This window comes from Amycolatopsis sp. NPDC102522 (assembly GCF_055584485.1).
Genome location: NZ_JBVJLY010000002.1, coordinates 351,422 through 367,679 on the forward strand (window position 1 = coordinate 351,422; position 16,258 = coordinate 367,679).

Below are 16,258 nucleotides of genomic sequence, written 5' to 3' on the forward strand. Positions count from 1 at the left end.
AATAACGCTGCGTTTTCAGCAGCGGAATCGGTCGACCACAAATGGCGAACATCCGATTATCTGGAGCGTTGCTGATGTACAGCGGGCAAAGTGATGCGGCCGAAAGGCAGGTCGTGGTCGTCGGCGCGGGTAATGCCGGTCTCTGCGCGGGGATAGCCGCACTGCAGGCGGGCGCGACCTCCGTCGCCGTCCTCGAAGCCGCGCCGAAGGAACTGCGCGGCGGGAACAGTTCTTTGACCAGGACCATGCGGTTCTCCTGGCAGGGAAGCCCCTTCATCGCCTCTCTGTTGCGGGAGGCGGACAAGGACCGGGTCGAAGAGATACTGGCAGGCCGGTCCGGATACCGGGACGAGCAGTACCTCGACGACTGGTTGCGGGTGTCCGGGGACCAGGTGGACGTCGCCCTCATCGAATCGATCATCCGCCGTTCGACGGACACGATCACCTGGATGCGCGACTTCGGCCAGCGCTGGGCCCCGAGGCCGACCCCGCTGCCCGGCGACGTGCCGATCGTTCTCGACGGCGGTGGCCAGAGCCTGCAGGACCGGAACTTCGACCGGTTCGAACGGCTCGGCGGAACGGTCTTCTACGACAGCGCGGTCACCGGCTTCGAGAAGACCGCCGACGGCCGGTACCTGCTCCACGGTTCCGGGCCCGCGTTCCCGGTGATCGCCGGCGCGCTGGTGCTGGCATCGGCCGGGTTCGAGGCGAACACCCGGCTGCGTGAGCGCCACCTCGGCGCGCGGTGGCGGGACGTGAAGCTGCGGGGCGTGCCGTTCAACGAAGGCGCTCCGCTCGCCGCCGCCGTCGAGATCGGCGCCGACACCGCGGGCAACTGGGAAAAGTGCCACACCACGCCGCAGGGCACCGCGCTGCCCGACCACATGCTGCCGGGGCAGATGCACAAATCCCACGGCCTCGCCCGGTACGCCTTTCCGCTGGGCGTCGTCGTCAACCGGAAAGGACGCCGTTTCTTCGACGAATCCGGCTACAGCAACCTCACCTACGTCACGCTGGGACAGCAGATCCAGGAGCAGCCGGGCCGGATCGCCTTCCAGATCTTCGACGACAAGGTCGTCGCGGCGGGCTCGCTCCCGAACGGCTACCTCGGCGACCCTGCGTCGGTGAGCGTCTCCTCGATCGAGGAAGGCGCCCGGCGGCTCGGCATCGACGCCGCGAACCTGACCGCCGAAATCCAGCGGCTGAACGCCTCGGGTGAGGCGAAACGGCTCGACACGCCGCCGTTCCTGTTCGTCCCGGTGGTCTGCGGCCTGACCTTCACCTACGGCGGGCTGTCCGTGACGCCCGACGCCGAGGTGCGCGGCGGCGGCGAACCGATCAGCGGCCTCTACGCGGCGGGCGTGATCGTCGGCGGCCTTTACGACCAGGGCTACCCGGGCGGCACCGGACTGATGGCGGGCGCCGTCCTCGGCCGGGCCGCGGGCACGTCCGCCGCCCGCCACGCCATCCGGTCACGAGGAGGGAAGGCCCATGCCGGCACCGTCGCCGACTGAGAAGAGGATCGTGATCGTCGGCTTCGGCAAGATCGGGTCGCTGTACGCCGCGTGCTACGGGCAGGCGGGGCACCGGATCGGCACCGTGGACACCGGGAACGGCGCCGACTGGGGCCGGGTGGACCGGGTGCCGGATCCCGCGGGGGTCGATGCCTGGGTGGTCGCCACCCCGACGGCCACCCATCTCTCCGTGGTCGACGAGATCCTGCGGCTTCGGCCCGATGCCCGTGTCCTGCTCGAAAAACCGGCCTGCTACCCGGACGAACTCGCCGGTCTCCGCCGGACGATCCAGCGTCATCCCCGCGCCCGGATCATCGTCAACGACGTCTATTCGCACAGCGAGGCCGTGCGGCGATTCGCCGCGTCAGTCCGGGAATTCGGCGAGTTCGATCCGATCCGGAAGATCACCGTCGAATTCACCAAGAACCGGGAACTCGACGTCGCGAACGGCAGGTTCGTCGACACCCAGTACGGCGAGGCCGGCTACGAGGGTTTTCACATGCTGAGCATTCTTCGCTCGGTCCTTCCGGCCGATCAGTACCGGAGGTATCTGCGCACGGTGCCGACGTCGGTGACGGCGGAACTGCGGGTGCGCACGTCGGCGCCCGGCCTGCCGGAGGTCGAGCTCTACACGTCGTCGACCGGTGCCATCGCCTTCCCCGACCTGGCCGGATTCGCCTTCCCCGAAGACGTTTCGAGGGACTTCATCGCACCCTCGGTCATCCCCTACGGCTCCGAGTTCCGGTACCGCTTCGCGGACGTGGAACTGCGCTCGGGCAAAAACGTCACCTTGGTCTTCGAACCGTTCTTCGGCGCGGATCCCGACCACAAGAACATCCACGCCGTGCACATCCGGAACACGGCGCGGGCGCACCACTTCCTGATCGCCGTCAACCATTTCGAGGAGGCGCTTCTGGCGCAGCTGAACCTCTTGCTGCACATCGACGAGGGCACCTCGGTGACCCGGCCCGCCGAGCACCGGTTCCTCGCCGCGCTGGGTTCGGCCATGGTCACCGGAACCTTTCCGGAGAAAACACTCACCCGAATTGGGAGCGAAGCATGACTCGAAGCATTGAGGACCTTTCGACGCTGTTGCGACCGGCCAAGGACATGCTGGCCGAAGTCTCGGACCGGGAGGTGGCACTCGCCGAGGTCACCGGCCAGATCAAGAACGACGACGACGCCCGCGCGCTGTTCGGAAAGGCGTGCCGATTCGAGGCTCCCTTCACCGCGAGCTGGATCCACGGTCCCGGCGACGAATCCCCTTACCTGTCCTTGGAACTGGCCGCGGACTCCCTGGACGACGACCGGTATCGCGCCCTGCTCGCCGATGTCGTGCTGTCGACGTCGACCTCCATCCCCTACGACTACCGGGCGCTGGCCGCGGAAAGGCTCGTCCGGATCGGGACGGGCCGGTTCGCCGACGCCCTCAAGGAGGTCGTCGACTCGTACGAACCGCTGCCCGTTCGCGGCCTGCAGGCGAAGATCGCCGTTCCCACCGACGGCATCGACCACCTTTTCGACATCCCGGAAACGGTGACCGGCAGGCTCAACATCCTGATCGCGGCCAGCCGGGCGAAGACGCTGGAGAGCAGGCACCTGCTCGCGCAGCGGATCATCGGAGGCGGTGTCCGGCAGGCGGAATCCGTGGGAGAGGCGGAACGGCTGATCCTCGAAGACGTCGGCACGACCATGGTGGCGCCTTCGGACTACCTGGTGCCGTGGGACCAGGAGTTCCCCGGCGAGAACGGCAGCAACCTCACGCTCGCGGAATTGATGCGCATCACGCTGATGTGCGGGGAATACGCGCTACCGGACACGACCGTCCGGCCGATCCTGGTCGACTTCTACCGATCGGTGCTGCGGACCTGCGGCCGCTCGATCATCGGCCTCGCGGCCGGTGTGTTCCATGTGGAGCACGGCACGCTCGCCACGCCCTCGTACTACTACCAGGGCCGCGACGCGATCCTCGGCAAGGGCTGCGTGATCGACTGCGTCGGCGGGGCCGTCCTGCAGGCGGGGTCGTTCCTCGGCGGCGGCTACATGCCGATCCTGATCCACACCCACAAACACATCCGCAAGAGCAACCAGGCCGCCGCCTCGGAGCGGAAGCAGATCCTTCCGTGCGTTTTCGCGGCGGAAGCGGGCGCCCGCTATCCGATGGGCGCGATCGGCCTGTTCGAAACGGTGGACTACCTCGGCAAGGAGACCCCGTACCCGGGGATCCGCGCGATTCCGCACGCCAAGTGACGCACGGCTTGTTCGGCTGAAATCCGTATTTCGCGATGCCATCGGGCGGGGCGGCCCCGTCCTGCCCGACGGCGTCGAAAACTGGAGGGTGAGGGAAATGGACGCATCGTCGGTGGCCAAGGTCGCCGTGATCGGCGCGGGCTACGTCGGGCTGACCACGGCCGCGTGCCTGTCGTCGTTGGGACACCAGGTCGTCTGCGCGGACGTCGACCGGGAAAAGGTCGACGCGCTGCGGCGTGGTGAGGCGACCTTCCGGGAGCCGGGGATCTGCGAACTGGTGGTGGACGGTTTGGCGTCCGGGCGGCTGGGATTCGTCCTCGGCGCGAGCACGGCCGCCGCCGATGCGGACATCGTGATCCTCTGCGTGCCGACACCGATGGGCGCGACCGGCGCCGCCGACCTGCGCACGCTGGAATCCGTCGTGACCGAGGTGCGGGATCTGCTGAAGCCCGGCTGCGTCGTGGTGAACAAGTCGACGGTTCCCGTCGGCACGGCGGCCCGTGTCGCGGGGCTGATCGATCGCGCCGACGTGGCGGTCGTGTCCAATCCCGAATTCCTGCGCGAAGGATTCGCTGTCCACGACTTCCTGAATCCCGACCGGATCGTGGTCGGCTCGGCCGATCGTGATCCGGTTTCCGCCCGCCGGGTCGCCGAACTGTACGAGAAGCTCGACACCGCCGTGCTGGTGACCGATTCCGCGAGCGCGGAGATGATCAAGTACGCGTCCAACTGCTACCTGGCGACGCGTCTGTCCTTTGTGAACACCGTCGCCGAACTGTGCGAGTACCTCGACGCGAGTATCGACGACGTGACGGCGGGAATGGGGTACGACGAACGGATCGGCAAGTCGTTCCTGCGCCCCGGACCGGGCTGGGGCGGCTCCTGCCTGCCGAAGGACACCTTCGCCCTGCTGCGCATCGCGGAATCGGCAGGCAGCGATTTCGCCTTGCTGCGAGCGGCCATCGAGACCAACCTGAAGCAGCAGGAGCTGGTGGTCGACAAGGTGCGCAAGGCCGTCGGCGGCGAACTGGCCGGCACTCGGATCGGCCTGCTGGGCTTGACTTTCAAGGCCGGGACGGACGATCTGCGGGATTCCCCGGCGCTGGCTGTCGCCCAGCGGCTCGCGGCCGAAGGCGCGGAACTGGTCGGCTACGACCCCAGCGTCCACGCGCCGGTGGCGGGCGTGACCGACGACGTGCGGATCACCGGAACCGCCTATCACGCGGCGAACGGCGCGGCGGCGATCGTGCTGCTGACCGAATGGCCGGAGTTCCGCGCCCTCGATTGGGCGCGGATCGCCGACCGGCTCGACGGCCGTTCCGTCATCGACACCCGGAACCTCCTCGATCCGCTCACCGTGGCGCGGACGGGGCTTTCGTACCAGGGCATCGGCCGTCCGGACAGCGTCAGGACTCCCCTGTCGCGCACCGCCGACATGGTCGGCCAAGCGGGTTGACCCCGGGGTGGACGACGAGTGGCCCTGCTCGTCGTCCCCCTTCCGGTGCCGGGAACGGGAGGACCGATGACGAAGCGAACCAAATCCTGGCACGCGCTTTTCGCGCTGTGCCTGGGTTTCTTCATGGTCATGCTGGACATCAGCATCGTGAACATCGCGGTGCCGTCGATGGTGCGCGAACTCGGCACCGAACTGACCGCGGTGATCTGGGTGACCAGCGTGTACCTGCTCGCCTACGCCGTCCCGATCCTGCCCGCGAGCAGGCTGGGTGACCGGTTCGGGCCGAAGCGCGTCTTCGTGGCCGGGCTCCTGGTGTTCACCGGAGCGTCGCTGTGGTGCGGGCTTTCCGGCGAAGTGGAGACGCTGATCGTCGCCCGCGCGGTGCAGGGTTTCGGCGCCGCGCTGATGACCCCGCAGACCACGGCCTTCATCACGTATCTCTTCCCGCCGGACGAACGCGGCCCGGCGATGGGTGCCTGGGGCGGTGTCGCGGGCCTCGCCATGATCGCCGGTCCGGTGCTGGGCGGTGTGCTCGTCGACCATCTCGGCTGGGAGTGGATCTTCTTCGCGAACGTCCCTGTCGGGCTGATCGCGCTGGTGCTCACGCTCGTCCTCGTCCCCGACTGGCGACCGGGGAACTCGCACCGCTTCGACGTTCCCGGGATCCTGCTCTTCGGCGCCGGTCTCGTCTGCGTCGTCTTCGGAATCCAAAATGGACAGACCTACGACTGGGGAACGGTCGGCGCGGGAATCGGGATCTTCCCCGTCATCGGGGCGGGTGTGCTGCTGCTGGGCGGTTTCGTCCTGTGGCAACGGGCCAACCGCCGTGAGCCGCTGCTGCCGTTGCGGATCTTCCGCCACCGTGACTTCTCGCTGGGCACCGCGTCCGCGGTGATGGTCGGCTTCGCGATGACAAGCATGCTCCTGCTGCTCGTCATCTACGTCCAGTCGGTACTCGGCCTGTCCCCCGCCGACGCCGGTCTGCTCATCGCGCCGCTCGCCGTCGTGTCCGGCACCGTCGCGCCGTTCGCCGGCCGCTTGTCGGACCGGGTGAGCCCCCGGTACCTGCTGATGTTCGGATTGGTCTCGCTGGGCGGCGGCCTCGGCGTCGTTTCGCTGGTGATCATCCCGGCGAGTTCGCCGCAGGCCCTCGTTCCCGGTCTGCTGCTGTGCGGTCTCGGGGTCGGGTTCACCTTCTCCCCGATGAACAACGTGACCCTCAACTCGGTCGAGCGTTCACTGGTCGGCAGCGCGTCGGGCATCTTCAACACGGCGCGTCAGGTCGGCGGGGTGCTCGGCAGCGCGGCTGTCGGCGTCCTGCTGCAAGCACAGACCAGCGCCTCACTGGCGGCGAGGGCGACCGAGGCCGCGGCCGCGTTGCCCGCCGAATTCCGGCGACAGTTCGTCAGCGGCTTCACCGGCGAGGCCGGGTCGGCGGCCGCCGCGACCGAGTTCGGCGGCACCCCCGCGCTTCCGTCAGGTCTGCCGCCGGAGGTCGCCGGGCACGCGCGGGAACTGGCCGCGCAGGTCACCGGCGCGGCGCTCACGGACGCGGTCAAGGCCGCCTTCCTGCTTCCTGTCGGCGTGCTGGTCCTCGGCCTGCTGTGCACAGCAGGCATGCGAGCGACCCGGCGACGGCCGATCGGGCAGCACAGATCGCCCGATCGGATGACCGCGACCCGGTGATCACCGGCGCCGGCCTGGCTACCGTCGCAGGATGACTCTCGTACCGACGGTCGACCTGAGCACGTGGGACGGCGGAGACCGCGCGAAGCTCGCGCACGACGTCGACGAGGCCTTGACGCGCGTCGGGTTCCTGCAGGTCGTCGGGCACGGCATCCCCCAGGCGAGGATCCGTACGGCTTCTTCGCCCCCAACATCTGGCCCGGCCCGCCGGAGCGCCTGCGGCCCGCGCTCACCGGGTACGAGGCCGAAGCGCACCGCGTCGCGCGAGTGCTGCTGGAGATCTTCGAGAAGGCGCTAGGGCTCCCTGACGGCTATCTCGGCGCCTACACCCGCCATCCGACGCGCAACCTTCGGGTCAACCACTTCGAGCGCCGCGCCGGAGCGCCCGAACCGCTGCCGGGCCAGATGCGGCTCGGCGCGCACACCGACTACGGCATCGTCACCGTCCTCTACGCCGATCCCGTCCCCGGCCTGCAGATCCACGGTCCCGACGGCGCCTGGCACGACGTCATCCCCGCCGAGGGCGCACTGGTGGTGAACCTCGGCGACCTCACCGCGCAATGGACCAACGACCGCTGGCGCTCCACCCTGCACCGGGTCGTACCGCCGTCCGGGCCGGGGCCGTCGCGGCGGCGGAGTGTGGCGTTCTTCTTCGACGGCGACCACGACGCCCGTTTCGCATGCCTCCCGACCTGCCAATCTCCCGAAAACCCGCCGAAGTATCCGCCGGTCCTCGGCGGTGCGCATCTCTACGCGAAGATCACCGGCGGACGGACCCTCGAACCGGCCGACGCGATGAACACCGCCGCCGACCGCGGCTGAGGGAGAATTCCCGGCGAACGATGTCCGGTCCTGTCCGGCGGCTCCGACGTCTCCGGCAGAAGGCGCCGAAACGGTGCCCGCCGAGAGGAGAGAACCGTGAAGTACATGATCATGATGATGGGGTCGCAGAAGGATCTCGAAAGCATCGGTGGCAACTGGAGCGCCGACGAGGTCACGGCGCTGCACGAGTTCATGGGCAAATGGAACAACGACCTGGTCGAGACCGGTGAGTTCGTCGACGCGCAGGGTCTCTCCCAGCCGGCGCACGCGCGCCGCATCTCCCTGCGCGACGGTGCCCCCGTGGTGACCGACGGCCCCTACGCCGAGACGCAGGAGGTCCTGGTGGGGTACACGATCGTCGACTGCGCGAGCTACGACCGCGCGACCGAGATCGCGGCCAAGCTGGCGAACACCCCGTATCCGGCGGGCAGCGACCTCGGCCGCGAGTGGTACGTCGACATCCGGCCGTGCGCCGACAGCTTCGAAGAGCTGGAGCTCTAGGTGCCGGACAGCGGCGTCGAAGACCTGCTGCGCGAGCTTTCGCCGCAGGTCCTCGGCGCCGTCGTCCGCCGGTACGGCCACTTCGACTTGGCGGAGGACGCGACGCAGGAGGCGCTGCTCGCGGCCGCGACGCACTGGCCCGCCGAGGGGCGCCCGGACAATCCGCGCGCTTGGCTCATCACGGTCGCCTCACGTCGGCTGACGGATCTGCTTCGCGCCGAGCAGTCGCGGCGACGTCGTGAGGACACCGTCGTCCAGTGGACGCTGCCGGAGGAGCACCTCGCGCCCGCGGCGGACCGGCGGGCCGCCGACTCCGACGACACGCTCATCCTGCTCTTCCTGTGCTGTCACCCGTCCCTGTCACCCGCGTCGCAGATCGCGCTGACACTGCGGGCTGTCGGCGGGCTCACCACGGCGGAGATCGCGCGCGCGTTCCTGGTCCCCGAAGCGACGATGACGCGGCGGATCAGCCGCGCGAAGACCGGTATCAAGACCAGCGGCGTCCCGTTCGGCATGCCGGCGGAGGCCGAACGGCTCGCCGCGGTGCTCCACGTGCTGTACCTGATCTTCAACGAGGGCTACGCGAGCACGTCCGGCCCCGAACTGGTGCGGGCCGAGCTTTCCGCCGAAGCCATCCGGCTGACCAGGATCGTCCATCGGCTGCTGCCGGACGACAGCGAGGTCACCGGGCTGCTCGCGCTGATGCTGCTCACCGACGCGCGCCGTCCGGCGAGGACGGGGCCGGACGGCGCGCCGGTACCGATGTCGGAACAGGACCGGAGCCGCTGGAACAGCGAGTACGTCGCCGAGGGCATCGCGCTGCTGTCCGAAGCGCTGCCGCAGGGGCCGACCGGGCAGTTCCAGATCCAGGCGGCGATCGCCGCGCTGCACGACGAGGCGCCGACTGCGGAAGAGACCGACTGGCCGCAGATCGAGGCACTGTACGAACTTCTGCTGCGGCTCTCCGACAATCCCGTGGTGGCGCTGAACCACGCCGTCGCCACCGGGATGGCCCGCGGACCGCGAGAAGGGTTGGTGGCGTTGGAAAAGCTCGGCGACCGGATCTCGGGCGACCACCGGTTCCACGCCGCCCGCGCGCATCTGCTGGAGATGGCCGGCGAGACCGCCGAGGCCGTCGAGTCCTATGTGGAGGCCGCGCGCCGCGCGACGAGCCTGCCGCACCAACGCTATCTGCACTCGCGCGCTACCCGCTTACGCTCGTGAGTGGTTCGGGTTCCTGAGGGGTGGGCGAAGGTGTCTTGTTGGTGGGTGGGCCGAGGTGGTCGTGAGTGGCGCTTCGGCTTATTGAGGGGTAAGGCAAACCTGGCGTGTTTGTGGACGGTGTCGGTGACTCTGCGCGACACCGGGTCGTTGACCTCGACTGTGTGGATTTTGGTGCGTTGGATGACCAGAAATCCACACAGTCCTGTCGTGACCAGACCGGTCACGACAGTCGAACAGGGGGCGTGTGGAAATAGGGACGTTGAGCGTCCCTATTTCCACACACCCCTCACCCTGAGTGACAACTCGCGCCCTCGTCGACCCGACACCTCTGCCTTACCCCTCAACAGAACCCGAAACGCCACTCACGACCACCCGGACCGACACCTCACCGCCACCCTGGTGTCGCGAAAGTGGCTTTCGGGACGTCTGATGTCGCGAAAGTGGCTTTCGCGACATAGACGTGGCGGTGAGGGTCGTTGCGGCGGGTCGTGAGTGGCAAGTGTCGTTCTAACGCGACTTACCACTCACGAGTCCTGCGGCGCTAGCAGGTAAGCAGCAGACCGGTGATCGCGGTGCAGGTCGACGACGCGGTGTTGTTGGCCGCGTTCGGGTCGGCGACGGAACTCTGCGTGATCGTCGCGGTCGTCTTGACCGGCCCGAGGGTCAGCAGTCCGGCGGCCGCCGTGAACTTGGCCGTGACGCTGGCTCCGGACGCGAGTGACGGGAAGTCGCAGTTCACGACCTTCGTGCCGCTCGGGTTCGAACAGGCGGAGGAACCGGTGAAGCCCAGTCCGTTGCCGAGGGTCGACGCCACCCGGATCCCGGACGCCGCGGCCGGGCCCGCGTTCGTGACCTTGACCGTGTAGTCGATCGACGACGTCAGGATCCCGCGCGGGGACGCGGTGAGCGTGACACCGAGGTCGGCGGCGCTCGGCGTGCCGGTGACGGTCAGCACCGGGCCTTCGAGGATCTCGAAGCTGTAGTTTTCGCCGACGAACTGGTGCTGCAGGGTGACGCTGCCCAGCGGTGCGTCGTCCTTGACCCGGAAGGTGAACAGCACGGTCTTGCTCTGGCCGGGGGTCACGGAACCGACCCCGCCGCGGATGCTGCCGCCGAGCATGTCACAGGCGAACGCGCCGGGACAGGACACCAGGTCGACGATCCCCGGCATCGAGGATTCCTTGCCGTAGAGCGTCGCCTTGCCACCTTCGATGGTGGAGGTCGCGTCGGCGTTGTACACCGTCTGCTTGACGGTGAACGTCTGTCCACGTTGGACAGTGGTCGGGGATACCTCCACCGCACTGGTCGGCGGAGCCGCGACGGCGGACGCCGGCGCGACGAGCATGATCGTGGCCACTGCGGCCACCAGAGACAGAAGTGAGGCTCTTCGAAGCTTCATCGGTTCTCACTATTCCGGTCGGGGGCGTCGCGCCGATCGGTGCGGACAACGATCAGTCGCCCCGGATCGGATATTCGTTACCGGCTTTTCCCGCCGGGTGGCCCGCCGCTCTCACCCGCTCGGAGTAACCGTACGCGCGTTCCGAGTGCGCAGCGCCCGTCTTCGGTCAGCAGTTCGATCAAGGCTCGTTCCCAAGCTGTGACAAAAGCGGCCGCTCAGGGCGACTGTTCGCCGTCGCCGCGAAGCGCCGGGAGAAGATTCGCCTCCTCGTAGGCGAAATGCTCTTCGAGTCCATTCGCGACCCGCTCGAACTCCTCACGCAGTGCGGCGCTTTCGAGTTCCCCCTTGCCCTGCAGCAGATCGTCGAGGTCGAGCAGCGCGCGGGATACGGTTTCATGCTCTTCGCGCAGCCGGTTCACTGTCGGCGCGAGTCCGGGATGGGCCTTCTCGATCGCGGTGAACGCGCCGTCCTCACGGAGGTGGTGCATGCGCAGGCCGTTGCAGAAAGTCACGCAATGGCCGAGCAGTTCGCGTCGCAACCCGGGCGGGCCCGCGATCGGCACGCCGTCGAGTTCGGCCCGAGCGGCCGCCAGCGCCTTGCGGAGTTCGCCGTGGTGGACGAGCAACTGATCGGCGATCGCCCAGCCCCGCGCGGCGTCGATTTCCAGCAGGTACAGCGCGACACCCCGCTCCCCGCCTTCGAGCGGCACGGCACGCGCGGCGTGCGGCATCCCGTCGATTTCGAGTGTCGCTTGTGGACTGACGAGAAGGTCTTCGTACCAAGGCGAATCGACGTCCGGCGCGTACGCCAGGTACCCGCTCCCGGACCGGCGGCAGTCGACATGGGTACGACGGGGACGCCCTGTCCCGGCGTCCGCGGTGGTCATCAGCAACGGTACTCCCCAGGTAACATCGTCCTGAAAGCCATTTTGCTTTGCAAGCAAAGCTTCTTTGCTTGCAAAGGTATCCAGGAGGGTGCCCGGTGTCAACCGAGGACATGGAAGTCGACGACGCCGTCCGGGCCTTGCTGCTGCTCATGCCACGGATGGTCGGCCGCGCGAAGCGGATCAAGATCCCCGAAGAACTCCAGTCGCTGTCGCTGGCTCCGCGTCACTTGTCTCTGCTGTCGTACCTGCTCTTCGACGGGCCGATGACGGTGAACGAACTGGCCGAACGGCTCGAGGTCGCCCCGACCACGGTGAGCCTGATGGTCGGGGAACTGACCAAGAAGGACGTGCTCGACCGGCGTGAGGACGAGGCGGACCGGCGGCGGCGGATCGTCGCCATCACCGCCCGGATGCGGCCCGCGATCGACGGCTGGCTCGCCCAGGGCGCCCGCGCCTGGCAGAAGGCGCTCGAACCCCTCACACCGGCCGAACGACGGCTGTTCATCGATACGTTGCGAGCCTACGAAAACGGGCTCACGGACTAGGACGCGTTACCCGTTCATGCCGTGATCCGCGCGGTGACCTGGTTGTCGGCGTAGGTATAGGCCACGTATTCGAATTCGACGCCGGTGCGCTCGACGTATTCCAGCCACGCCTTGTGCTCGTGGTGCTGCCAGCCGGGGTAATTGAAGAATTCGTCGAAGTGCACGATGCTGCCCGGCCGCAGGCGCGGGCCTGCCAGGTCCAGTACCGTTTTCGCCGAGCTGTACAGATCGCCGTCCACGTGAAGGAAATCGACGACGCCTTCGTGCTGCTCCAGAAAGCCGGGAAGCGTGTCGGCGAAGAGGCCGACGACGAGTTCGGCGCCGGGGACGTCCGGCAGATCGTCCCGCGCGAACGAACCGGCGGGCATCCCGTTGAGCCAGTTCTCCGGCAGGCCCTGGAACCAGTCGAACCCGTAGGTCTCGACACCGCCGCGTGCCTTGGCGATCACCCGCAGCGTGTTCCCGCTCGCGACGCCGAATTCGAGGGCCATTCCCCCCGACGGGGCAAGGGAAAGCGCGTACGCGAGTGTCTCTTGTGGACGCGCGAAGTGCTTTGTCCCGGTCAGGTGCTCACGAGCGAACCGGTTGCTGTCCCGCGCCGCGTCCTGATCGCCGGCGTAGATGATGTCGCGGCGGCTCCGGATTTCGAACTCGATGACGCGATCGAAACAGCGATCCCCTTGCCGGACGATCTCCTCGCGCAGTTCCGCGGCGACCCGTTCCAGCTGTTCCGGATAAGGATCATGGAATCGCCGGGCGAGCCGGTGCAGGCCCCGGCCGACGGTGCCGCGGGCCGATCGGCCCAAGGTCTTCAGGGCTGAATGGGGTACCAGGTGACGCATTCCGGGACGATACACCAGCACCATTCGGGTGAACGGGCCCAGAAGGTCCGGGGGTCGGTTTCGTTGCGGTAACCGAGGGGTCCGCTCCTACCATCGCGTCCGGCGCCGGTGATCGGTTACCGGCAAGGAAAAAGGGAGCACGATGAGCAGGATCGTCATCTTCGGGGCCGGCGGACGCGGAGGACGCCGGGCCGTCGCCGAGGCCGTGAGCCGCGGGCATCAGGTCACCGCCGCCGTCCGGGATCCCCGGCGGCACGCGGATCTCGCCGGGGACAACGTCACCTTGACCGCCGCCGACGTCACTGTCACCGGCGACGTCGCGAAGGCGGCCGCCGGGCACGACGCCGCGATCAGTTCCATCTACCGCGCGGATCTCCCGTCGCGGGAGTACTACCCGGCCGCCGCGCACGCGTTGATCGACGGTCTCGGCCGGGCCGGCGTGCCGAGACTGGTCGTCGTCGGCGTCGGATCGGCGCTGGAGATCTCACCGGGTGTGGCGTTCCACGCCCAGCCGGGCTGGCCGTCGGCGCACCGTGAGTTCTCGCTCGGGCACACGGCGGAACTGGAGGTCTTCCGTGCGTCCGACGGCGGGCTCGACTGGGTAGTCGTCGCGCCGCCGCCCGCGATGATCGACGAACACGCCGACCGCACGGGCGAATACCGCACCGGGGACCACCGGGTGCTGCCGCGCGCGGAGGACGCGGGGCCGTTCTCGTACGCGGATCTCGCCGTCGCGCTGGTCGACGAGATCGAACGGCCGAAGCATTCGAGGGAAATGATCGCCATCGACCACTGACGGGGCAACCTTCCGGCAGGGCAGTTCGTAAAGAGTTCACACATACCCCTGCGACAACTGGAAGGGTCCCAGATGCGAGGCGTAGCAAGACGATCCACGCTGACCGTGTCCGGCCTGGTCCTCGGCTTGTCCGGCCTGCTCACGAGCACGGCCTCGGCGAGCGAGGGTTGGCAGCTGGAACAGCCACTGGACAGTACGGCGAACCGGATCTATTTCGGTGTCACGGCCACCGGCGCGAACGACGCCTGGACCGTCGGCAGCACCTGGACCGGCAGCGCCGAGGTCCCGGTCGCCCTCCGGTGGGACGGCACGAAATGGGCCGACACCACCCTGGCCCCGGTCGGCGGCGCCGGTGCCCGGCTCACCGACGTCTCCGCCTCGGCACCGGACAACGTGTGGGCCGCCGGCGACCGCACCACCGAAGTGGGCACACGGCGGCCCGCACGCCTGCCTTCCGCGGCGGGTCCGCGGGCCGCCGAGTCGACGTCCACCGTGGTCCAGCGGTGGGACGGCAAGATGTGGACCGACATCGAACGCCCGAAACCACCGGCGGGCATGGACGGTTTCGCGGCGGACATCACCGCGTTCTCACCGAGTTCGGTCTGGCTGGTCTCCTCCGACTTCGACCCGAAGACGGGCAAGTCGGCGAGCCATCTCGAACACTGGACAGGAAAGGCGTGGGAGCCGGTCGAGATCCCGCAGACCGGCGCCCGCCCGCTCCAGCCGTCGCGCGTCAGCGGCACCGGCGACGACGACCTGTGGGTCGCCGCGTCCGCCGCGGCCGCGGACGGGAAGGAGACGCCGTTCCTGCTGCACTGGAACGGCAAGAGCTGGCGGCAGACCGAGGTTCCCGTGCCGTCGGAGCACAGCACCGGCTGGCTGGTCAACCACGTCGTACCCGACGGCCGCGGCTCGGCCTACGTCGTCGGCCGGGTGAACGAATGGAACGCGACCGGCATCCCGGCGTTCGTCACGCGCTGGGACGGACAGAAGTGGAGTCCCCTGCCGTCCGGTCCGTTCGACGAGATCAACGCCGCCGCGCTCGACGGCTCCGGGAAGCTGTGGACCGCGGGCTGGCTGCCCGGTGACGGCCACATCCTGATGAACACGTGGAACGGGACCGAATGGCGGAAGGACGCGCTTCCGCCGGAGGTGGCCAAGACGGCCGAGGGCAGTTCGATCCTCGGCTTCGCCGCCGTTCCCGGGACCACGGGCGTGCTGGCCGCCGGTCTCGGCAGTTCGGGCGGGCTGCAGAGCACCTGGGGCGTGATCGCCTCGTCCGGCCTGCGCTGACCCTGCCGCGTGTGACAGTCCGTGAAGGCCTCCTTGCCTACCTTGAGGGTAGGGAAGGAGGCCTTCACGAACTTGAGCTCAAGGGAACCTCAGCGCTCGGGGGTGTTCCCGTAGCCCTCAGGATCGGCGAGGTAGCGCTCGAACTGGGTGCCCAGCTCCTCGGCGGTCGGCATGTGCTCGACCGACTCCGCGAGCAGGCTTTCCTTGCCGGACGCCTCCATGAACGTGTCGTACTGCCGCTCCAGCGCGCGCACGACGTCGGCGACCTTCTCCGACTCGGCGACCTGACGGTCGATCTCGGCGTCCGCCTCGCGCGAGGCCTCCCGCAGATCCTCGTCCGGCAGGTTCAGCCCGGTCACCCTGGCGACAGCCTCGAGCAGGTGCAGCGCCGAGCTCGGGTACGACGACTCCGCCAGGTAGTGCGGCACGTGCGCGGCGAAACCGGCGGCGTCGTGCCCCCACTCGCCGAAGCGGAACTCCAGCAGCGCGGCGACGCTGCCCGGGACCTGCATCCGGTTGGGCAGCGGCCGGTGCTCGCCGACCAGTTCGTCCCGCGTCGCGTGCGCTGTCACGCCGAGCGGGCGGGTGTGCGGCGCGCCCATCGGGATGCCGTGGAAACCGGTGGTGAGCCGGACGTCCCAGCGTTCGACCAGCCCGCGCACGGCCGCGCAGAACCGCTCCCAGTCGTGGTCCGGCTCCGGCCCGGTGAGCAGCAGGAACGGCACGCCGTCGGCGTCGTTCAGCAGGTGGACGACCAGTTCGGGGGCGTCGTAGGCCTCCCAGTGGTCGATGGCGTAGGTCATCGTCGGGCGGCGCGAGCGGTAGTCGATGAGGCGGTCGACGTCGAAGCGCGCGATCACGCGGTGCTCGGAGGAGTTCAGAAGGTGCTCGGCGACGAGCTTGCCCGCCGAACCCGCGTCCATGAACCCTTCGAAGTAGTGCAGGAGCACGGCCCCGCCGAGGTCAGGGACGTCCGAGTCCACCTCGTACAGGTCTTCCGGGTCCAGCGCCACCAGATCCTCCAGATTTCGTGCGTACAACCT

Annotated in this window: 16 protein-coding genes; 12 read left to right on the forward strand and 4 right to left on the reverse strand. The window is 68.5% G+C overall.

Annotation, left to right across the window (positions count from 1 at the left end; all coding sequences use genetic code 11):
- The first annotated feature begins 74 nt into the window (after nt 1-74).
- The 9 genes from ACZ6YV_RS07575 (at nt 75) to ACZ6YV_RS07615 (ending at nt 9,453) form a co-directional block, all read left to right on the forward strand.
- Nucleotides 75-1,514 carry an FAD-dependent oxidoreductase gene (locus ACZ6YV_RS07575; protein WP_465508852.1) on the forward strand — a complete coding sequence of 480 codons (1,440 nt, stop codon included), beginning with the start codon at nt 75-77 and terminating at the stop codon, nt 1,512-1,514.
- 10 nt (nt 1,515-1,524) lie between these two features.
- The gene (locus tag ACZ6YV_RS07580) at nt 1,525-2,577 is read left to right on the forward strand and encodes a Gfo/Idh/MocA family oxidoreductase (RefSeq protein ID WP_465508853.1); all 1,053 of its coding nucleotides are present in this window, start codon (nt 1,525-1,527) and stop codon (nt 2,575-2,577) included.
- Nucleotides 2,574-3,764, forward strand: coding sequence for a hypothetical protein (locus ACZ6YV_RS07585; RefSeq protein ID WP_465508854.1), 1,191 nt, complete (start codon nt 2,574-2,576; stop codon nt 3,762-3,764). Before ACZ6YV_RS07580 ends, ACZ6YV_RS07585 begins: the two co-directional genes overlap by 4 nt.
- A gap of 97 nt (nt 3,765-3,861) precedes the next feature.
- Nucleotides 3,862-5,220: a UDP-glucose dehydrogenase family protein gene (locus ACZ6YV_RS07590; RefSeq protein ID WP_465508855.1), complete on the forward strand. Its 1,359-nt coding sequence runs from the start codon at nt 3,862-3,864 to the stop codon at nt 5,218-5,220.
- Between the two features lie 66 nt (nt 5,221-5,286).
- Nucleotides 5,287-6,906 carry a DHA2 family efflux MFS transporter permease subunit gene (locus ACZ6YV_RS07595; protein ID WP_465508856.1) on the forward strand — a complete coding sequence of 540 codons (1,620 nt, stop codon included), beginning with the start codon at nt 5,287-5,289 and terminating at the stop codon, nt 6,904-6,906.
- 31 nt (nt 6,907-6,937) lie between these two features.
- Nucleotides 6,938-7,204: a 2-oxoglutarate and iron-dependent oxygenase domain-containing protein gene (locus ACZ6YV_RS07600; protein ID WP_465508857.1), complete on the forward strand. Its 267-nt coding sequence runs from the start codon at nt 6,938-6,940 to the stop codon at nt 7,202-7,204.
- Complete coding sequence (locus tag ACZ6YV_RS07605; protein WP_465508858.1) at nt 7,174-7,728, forward strand: 2OG-Fe(II) oxygenase family protein; 555 nt, start codon at nt 7,174-7,176, stop codon at nt 7,726-7,728. Before ACZ6YV_RS07600 ends, ACZ6YV_RS07605 begins: the two co-directional genes overlap by 31 nt.
- 105 nt (nt 7,729-7,833) lie before the next feature.
- Nucleotides 7,834-8,229, forward strand: coding sequence for a YciI family protein (locus tag ACZ6YV_RS07610; protein ID WP_465509282.1), 396 nt, complete (start codon nt 7,834-7,836; stop codon nt 8,227-8,229).
- Nucleotides 8,230-9,453 carry an RNA polymerase sigma factor gene (locus ACZ6YV_RS07615; protein ID WP_465508859.1) on the forward strand — a complete coding sequence of 408 codons (1,224 nt, stop codon included), beginning with the start codon at nt 8,230-8,232 and terminating at the stop codon, nt 9,451-9,453. It abuts the gene before it with no gap.
- 541 nt (nt 9,454-9,994) lie between these two features.
- On the opposite strand, the gene ACZ6YV_RS07620 is transcribed toward ACZ6YV_RS07615, so the two are convergent.
- Complete coding sequence (locus ACZ6YV_RS07620) at nt 9,995-10,810, reverse strand: hypothetical protein (RefSeq protein ID WP_465508860.1); 816 nt, start codon at nt 10,808-10,810, stop codon at nt 9,995-9,997.
- A 257-nt stretch (nt 10,811-11,067) separates the two neighbouring features.
- Nucleotides 11,068-11,739 (reverse strand): hemerythrin domain-containing protein, encoded by a 672-nt coding sequence (locus tag ACZ6YV_RS07625; RefSeq protein WP_465508861.1) that lies wholly within the window; start codon nt 11,737-11,739, stop codon nt 11,068-11,070.
- A gap of 110 nt (nt 11,740-11,849) precedes the next feature.
- On the opposite strand from ACZ6YV_RS07625, the gene ACZ6YV_RS07630 reads away from it, so the two are divergent.
- Entirely contained in the window at nt 11,850-12,284 is a 435-nt protein-coding gene (locus tag ACZ6YV_RS07630; RefSeq protein ID WP_465509283.1) for a MarR family transcriptional regulator, read from the forward strand.
- A gap of 14 nt (nt 12,285-12,298) precedes the next feature.
- On the opposite strand, the gene ACZ6YV_RS07635 is transcribed toward ACZ6YV_RS07630, so the two are convergent.
- The gene (locus ACZ6YV_RS07635) at nt 12,299-13,126 is read right to left on the reverse strand and encodes a class I SAM-dependent methyltransferase (protein WP_465508862.1); all 828 of its coding nucleotides are present in this window, start codon (nt 13,124-13,126) and stop codon (nt 12,299-12,301) included.
- A gap of 142 nt (nt 13,127-13,268) precedes the next feature.
- Here ACZ6YV_RS07635 and ACZ6YV_RS07640 point away from each other — a divergent pair, with 142 nt between their 5' ends.
- Both ACZ6YV_RS07640 and ACZ6YV_RS07645 read left to right on the forward strand, forming a co-directional pair.
- On the forward strand, nt 13,269-13,922 hold the full coding sequence (locus tag ACZ6YV_RS07640) for an NAD(P)-dependent oxidoreductase (protein WP_465508863.1): 654 nt from the start codon (nt 13,269-13,271) through the stop codon (nt 13,920-13,922).
- A gap of 72 nt (nt 13,923-13,994) precedes the next feature.
- The gene (locus tag ACZ6YV_RS07645; RefSeq protein ID WP_465508864.1) at nt 13,995-15,215 is read left to right on the forward strand and encodes a hypothetical protein; all 1,221 of its coding nucleotides are present in this window, start codon (nt 13,995-13,997) and stop codon (nt 15,213-15,215) included.
- An 89-nt stretch (nt 15,216-15,304) separates the two neighbouring features.
- Here the strand turns inward: ACZ6YV_RS07645 and ACZ6YV_RS07650 are convergent, their stop codons facing one another.
- Nucleotides 15,305-16,228, reverse strand: coding sequence for a proteasome assembly chaperone family protein (locus ACZ6YV_RS07650; RefSeq protein WP_465508865.1), 924 nt, complete (start codon nt 16,226-16,228; stop codon nt 15,305-15,307).
- Nucleotides 16,229-16,258: the final 30 nt, after the last annotated feature.

Bases quoted from the DNA above. Each gene is read 5' to 3' on its own strand.
- ACZ6YV_RS07575 (WP_465508852.1), top strand. From the start codon at position 75: ATGTACAGCGGGCAAAGTGATGCGGCCGAAAGGCAGGTCGTGGTCGTC.
- ACZ6YV_RS07585 (WP_465508854.1), top strand. From the start codon at position 2,574: ATGACTCGAAGCATTGAGGACCTTTCGACGCTGTTGCGACCGGCCAAG.
- ACZ6YV_RS07590 (WP_465508855.1), top strand. From the start codon at position 3,862: ATGGACGCATCGTCGGTGGCCAAGGTCGCCGTGATCGGCGCGGGCTAC.
- ACZ6YV_RS07595 (WP_465508856.1), top strand. From the start codon at position 5,287: ATGACGAAGCGAACCAAATCCTGGCACGCGCTTTTCGCGCTGTGCCTG.
- ACZ6YV_RS07600 (WP_465508857.1), top strand. From the start codon at position 6,938: ATGACTCTCGTACCGACGGTCGACCTGAGCACGTGGGACGGCGGAGAC.
- ACZ6YV_RS07610 (WP_465509282.1), top strand. From the start codon at position 7,834: ATGATCATGATGATGGGGTCGCAGAAGGATCTCGAAAGCATCGGTGGC.
- ACZ6YV_RS07625 (WP_465508861.1), bottom strand. From the start codon at position 11,739: ATGACCACCGCGGACGCCGGGACAGGGCGTCCCCGTCGTACCCATGTC.
- ACZ6YV_RS07630 (WP_465509283.1), top strand. From the start codon at position 11,850: ATGGAAGTCGACGACGCCGTCCGGGCCTTGCTGCTGCTCATGCCACGG.
- ACZ6YV_RS07635 (WP_465508862.1), bottom strand. From the start codon at position 13,126: ATGCGTCACCTGGTACCCCATTCAGCCCTGAAGACCTTGGGCCGATCG.
- ACZ6YV_RS07640 (WP_465508863.1), top strand. From the start codon at position 13,269: ATGAGCAGGATCGTCATCTTCGGGGCCGGCGGACGCGGAGGACGCCGG.
- ACZ6YV_RS07645 (WP_465508864.1), top strand. From the start codon at position 13,995: ATGCGAGGCGTAGCAAGACGATCCACGCTGACCGTGTCCGGCCTGGTC.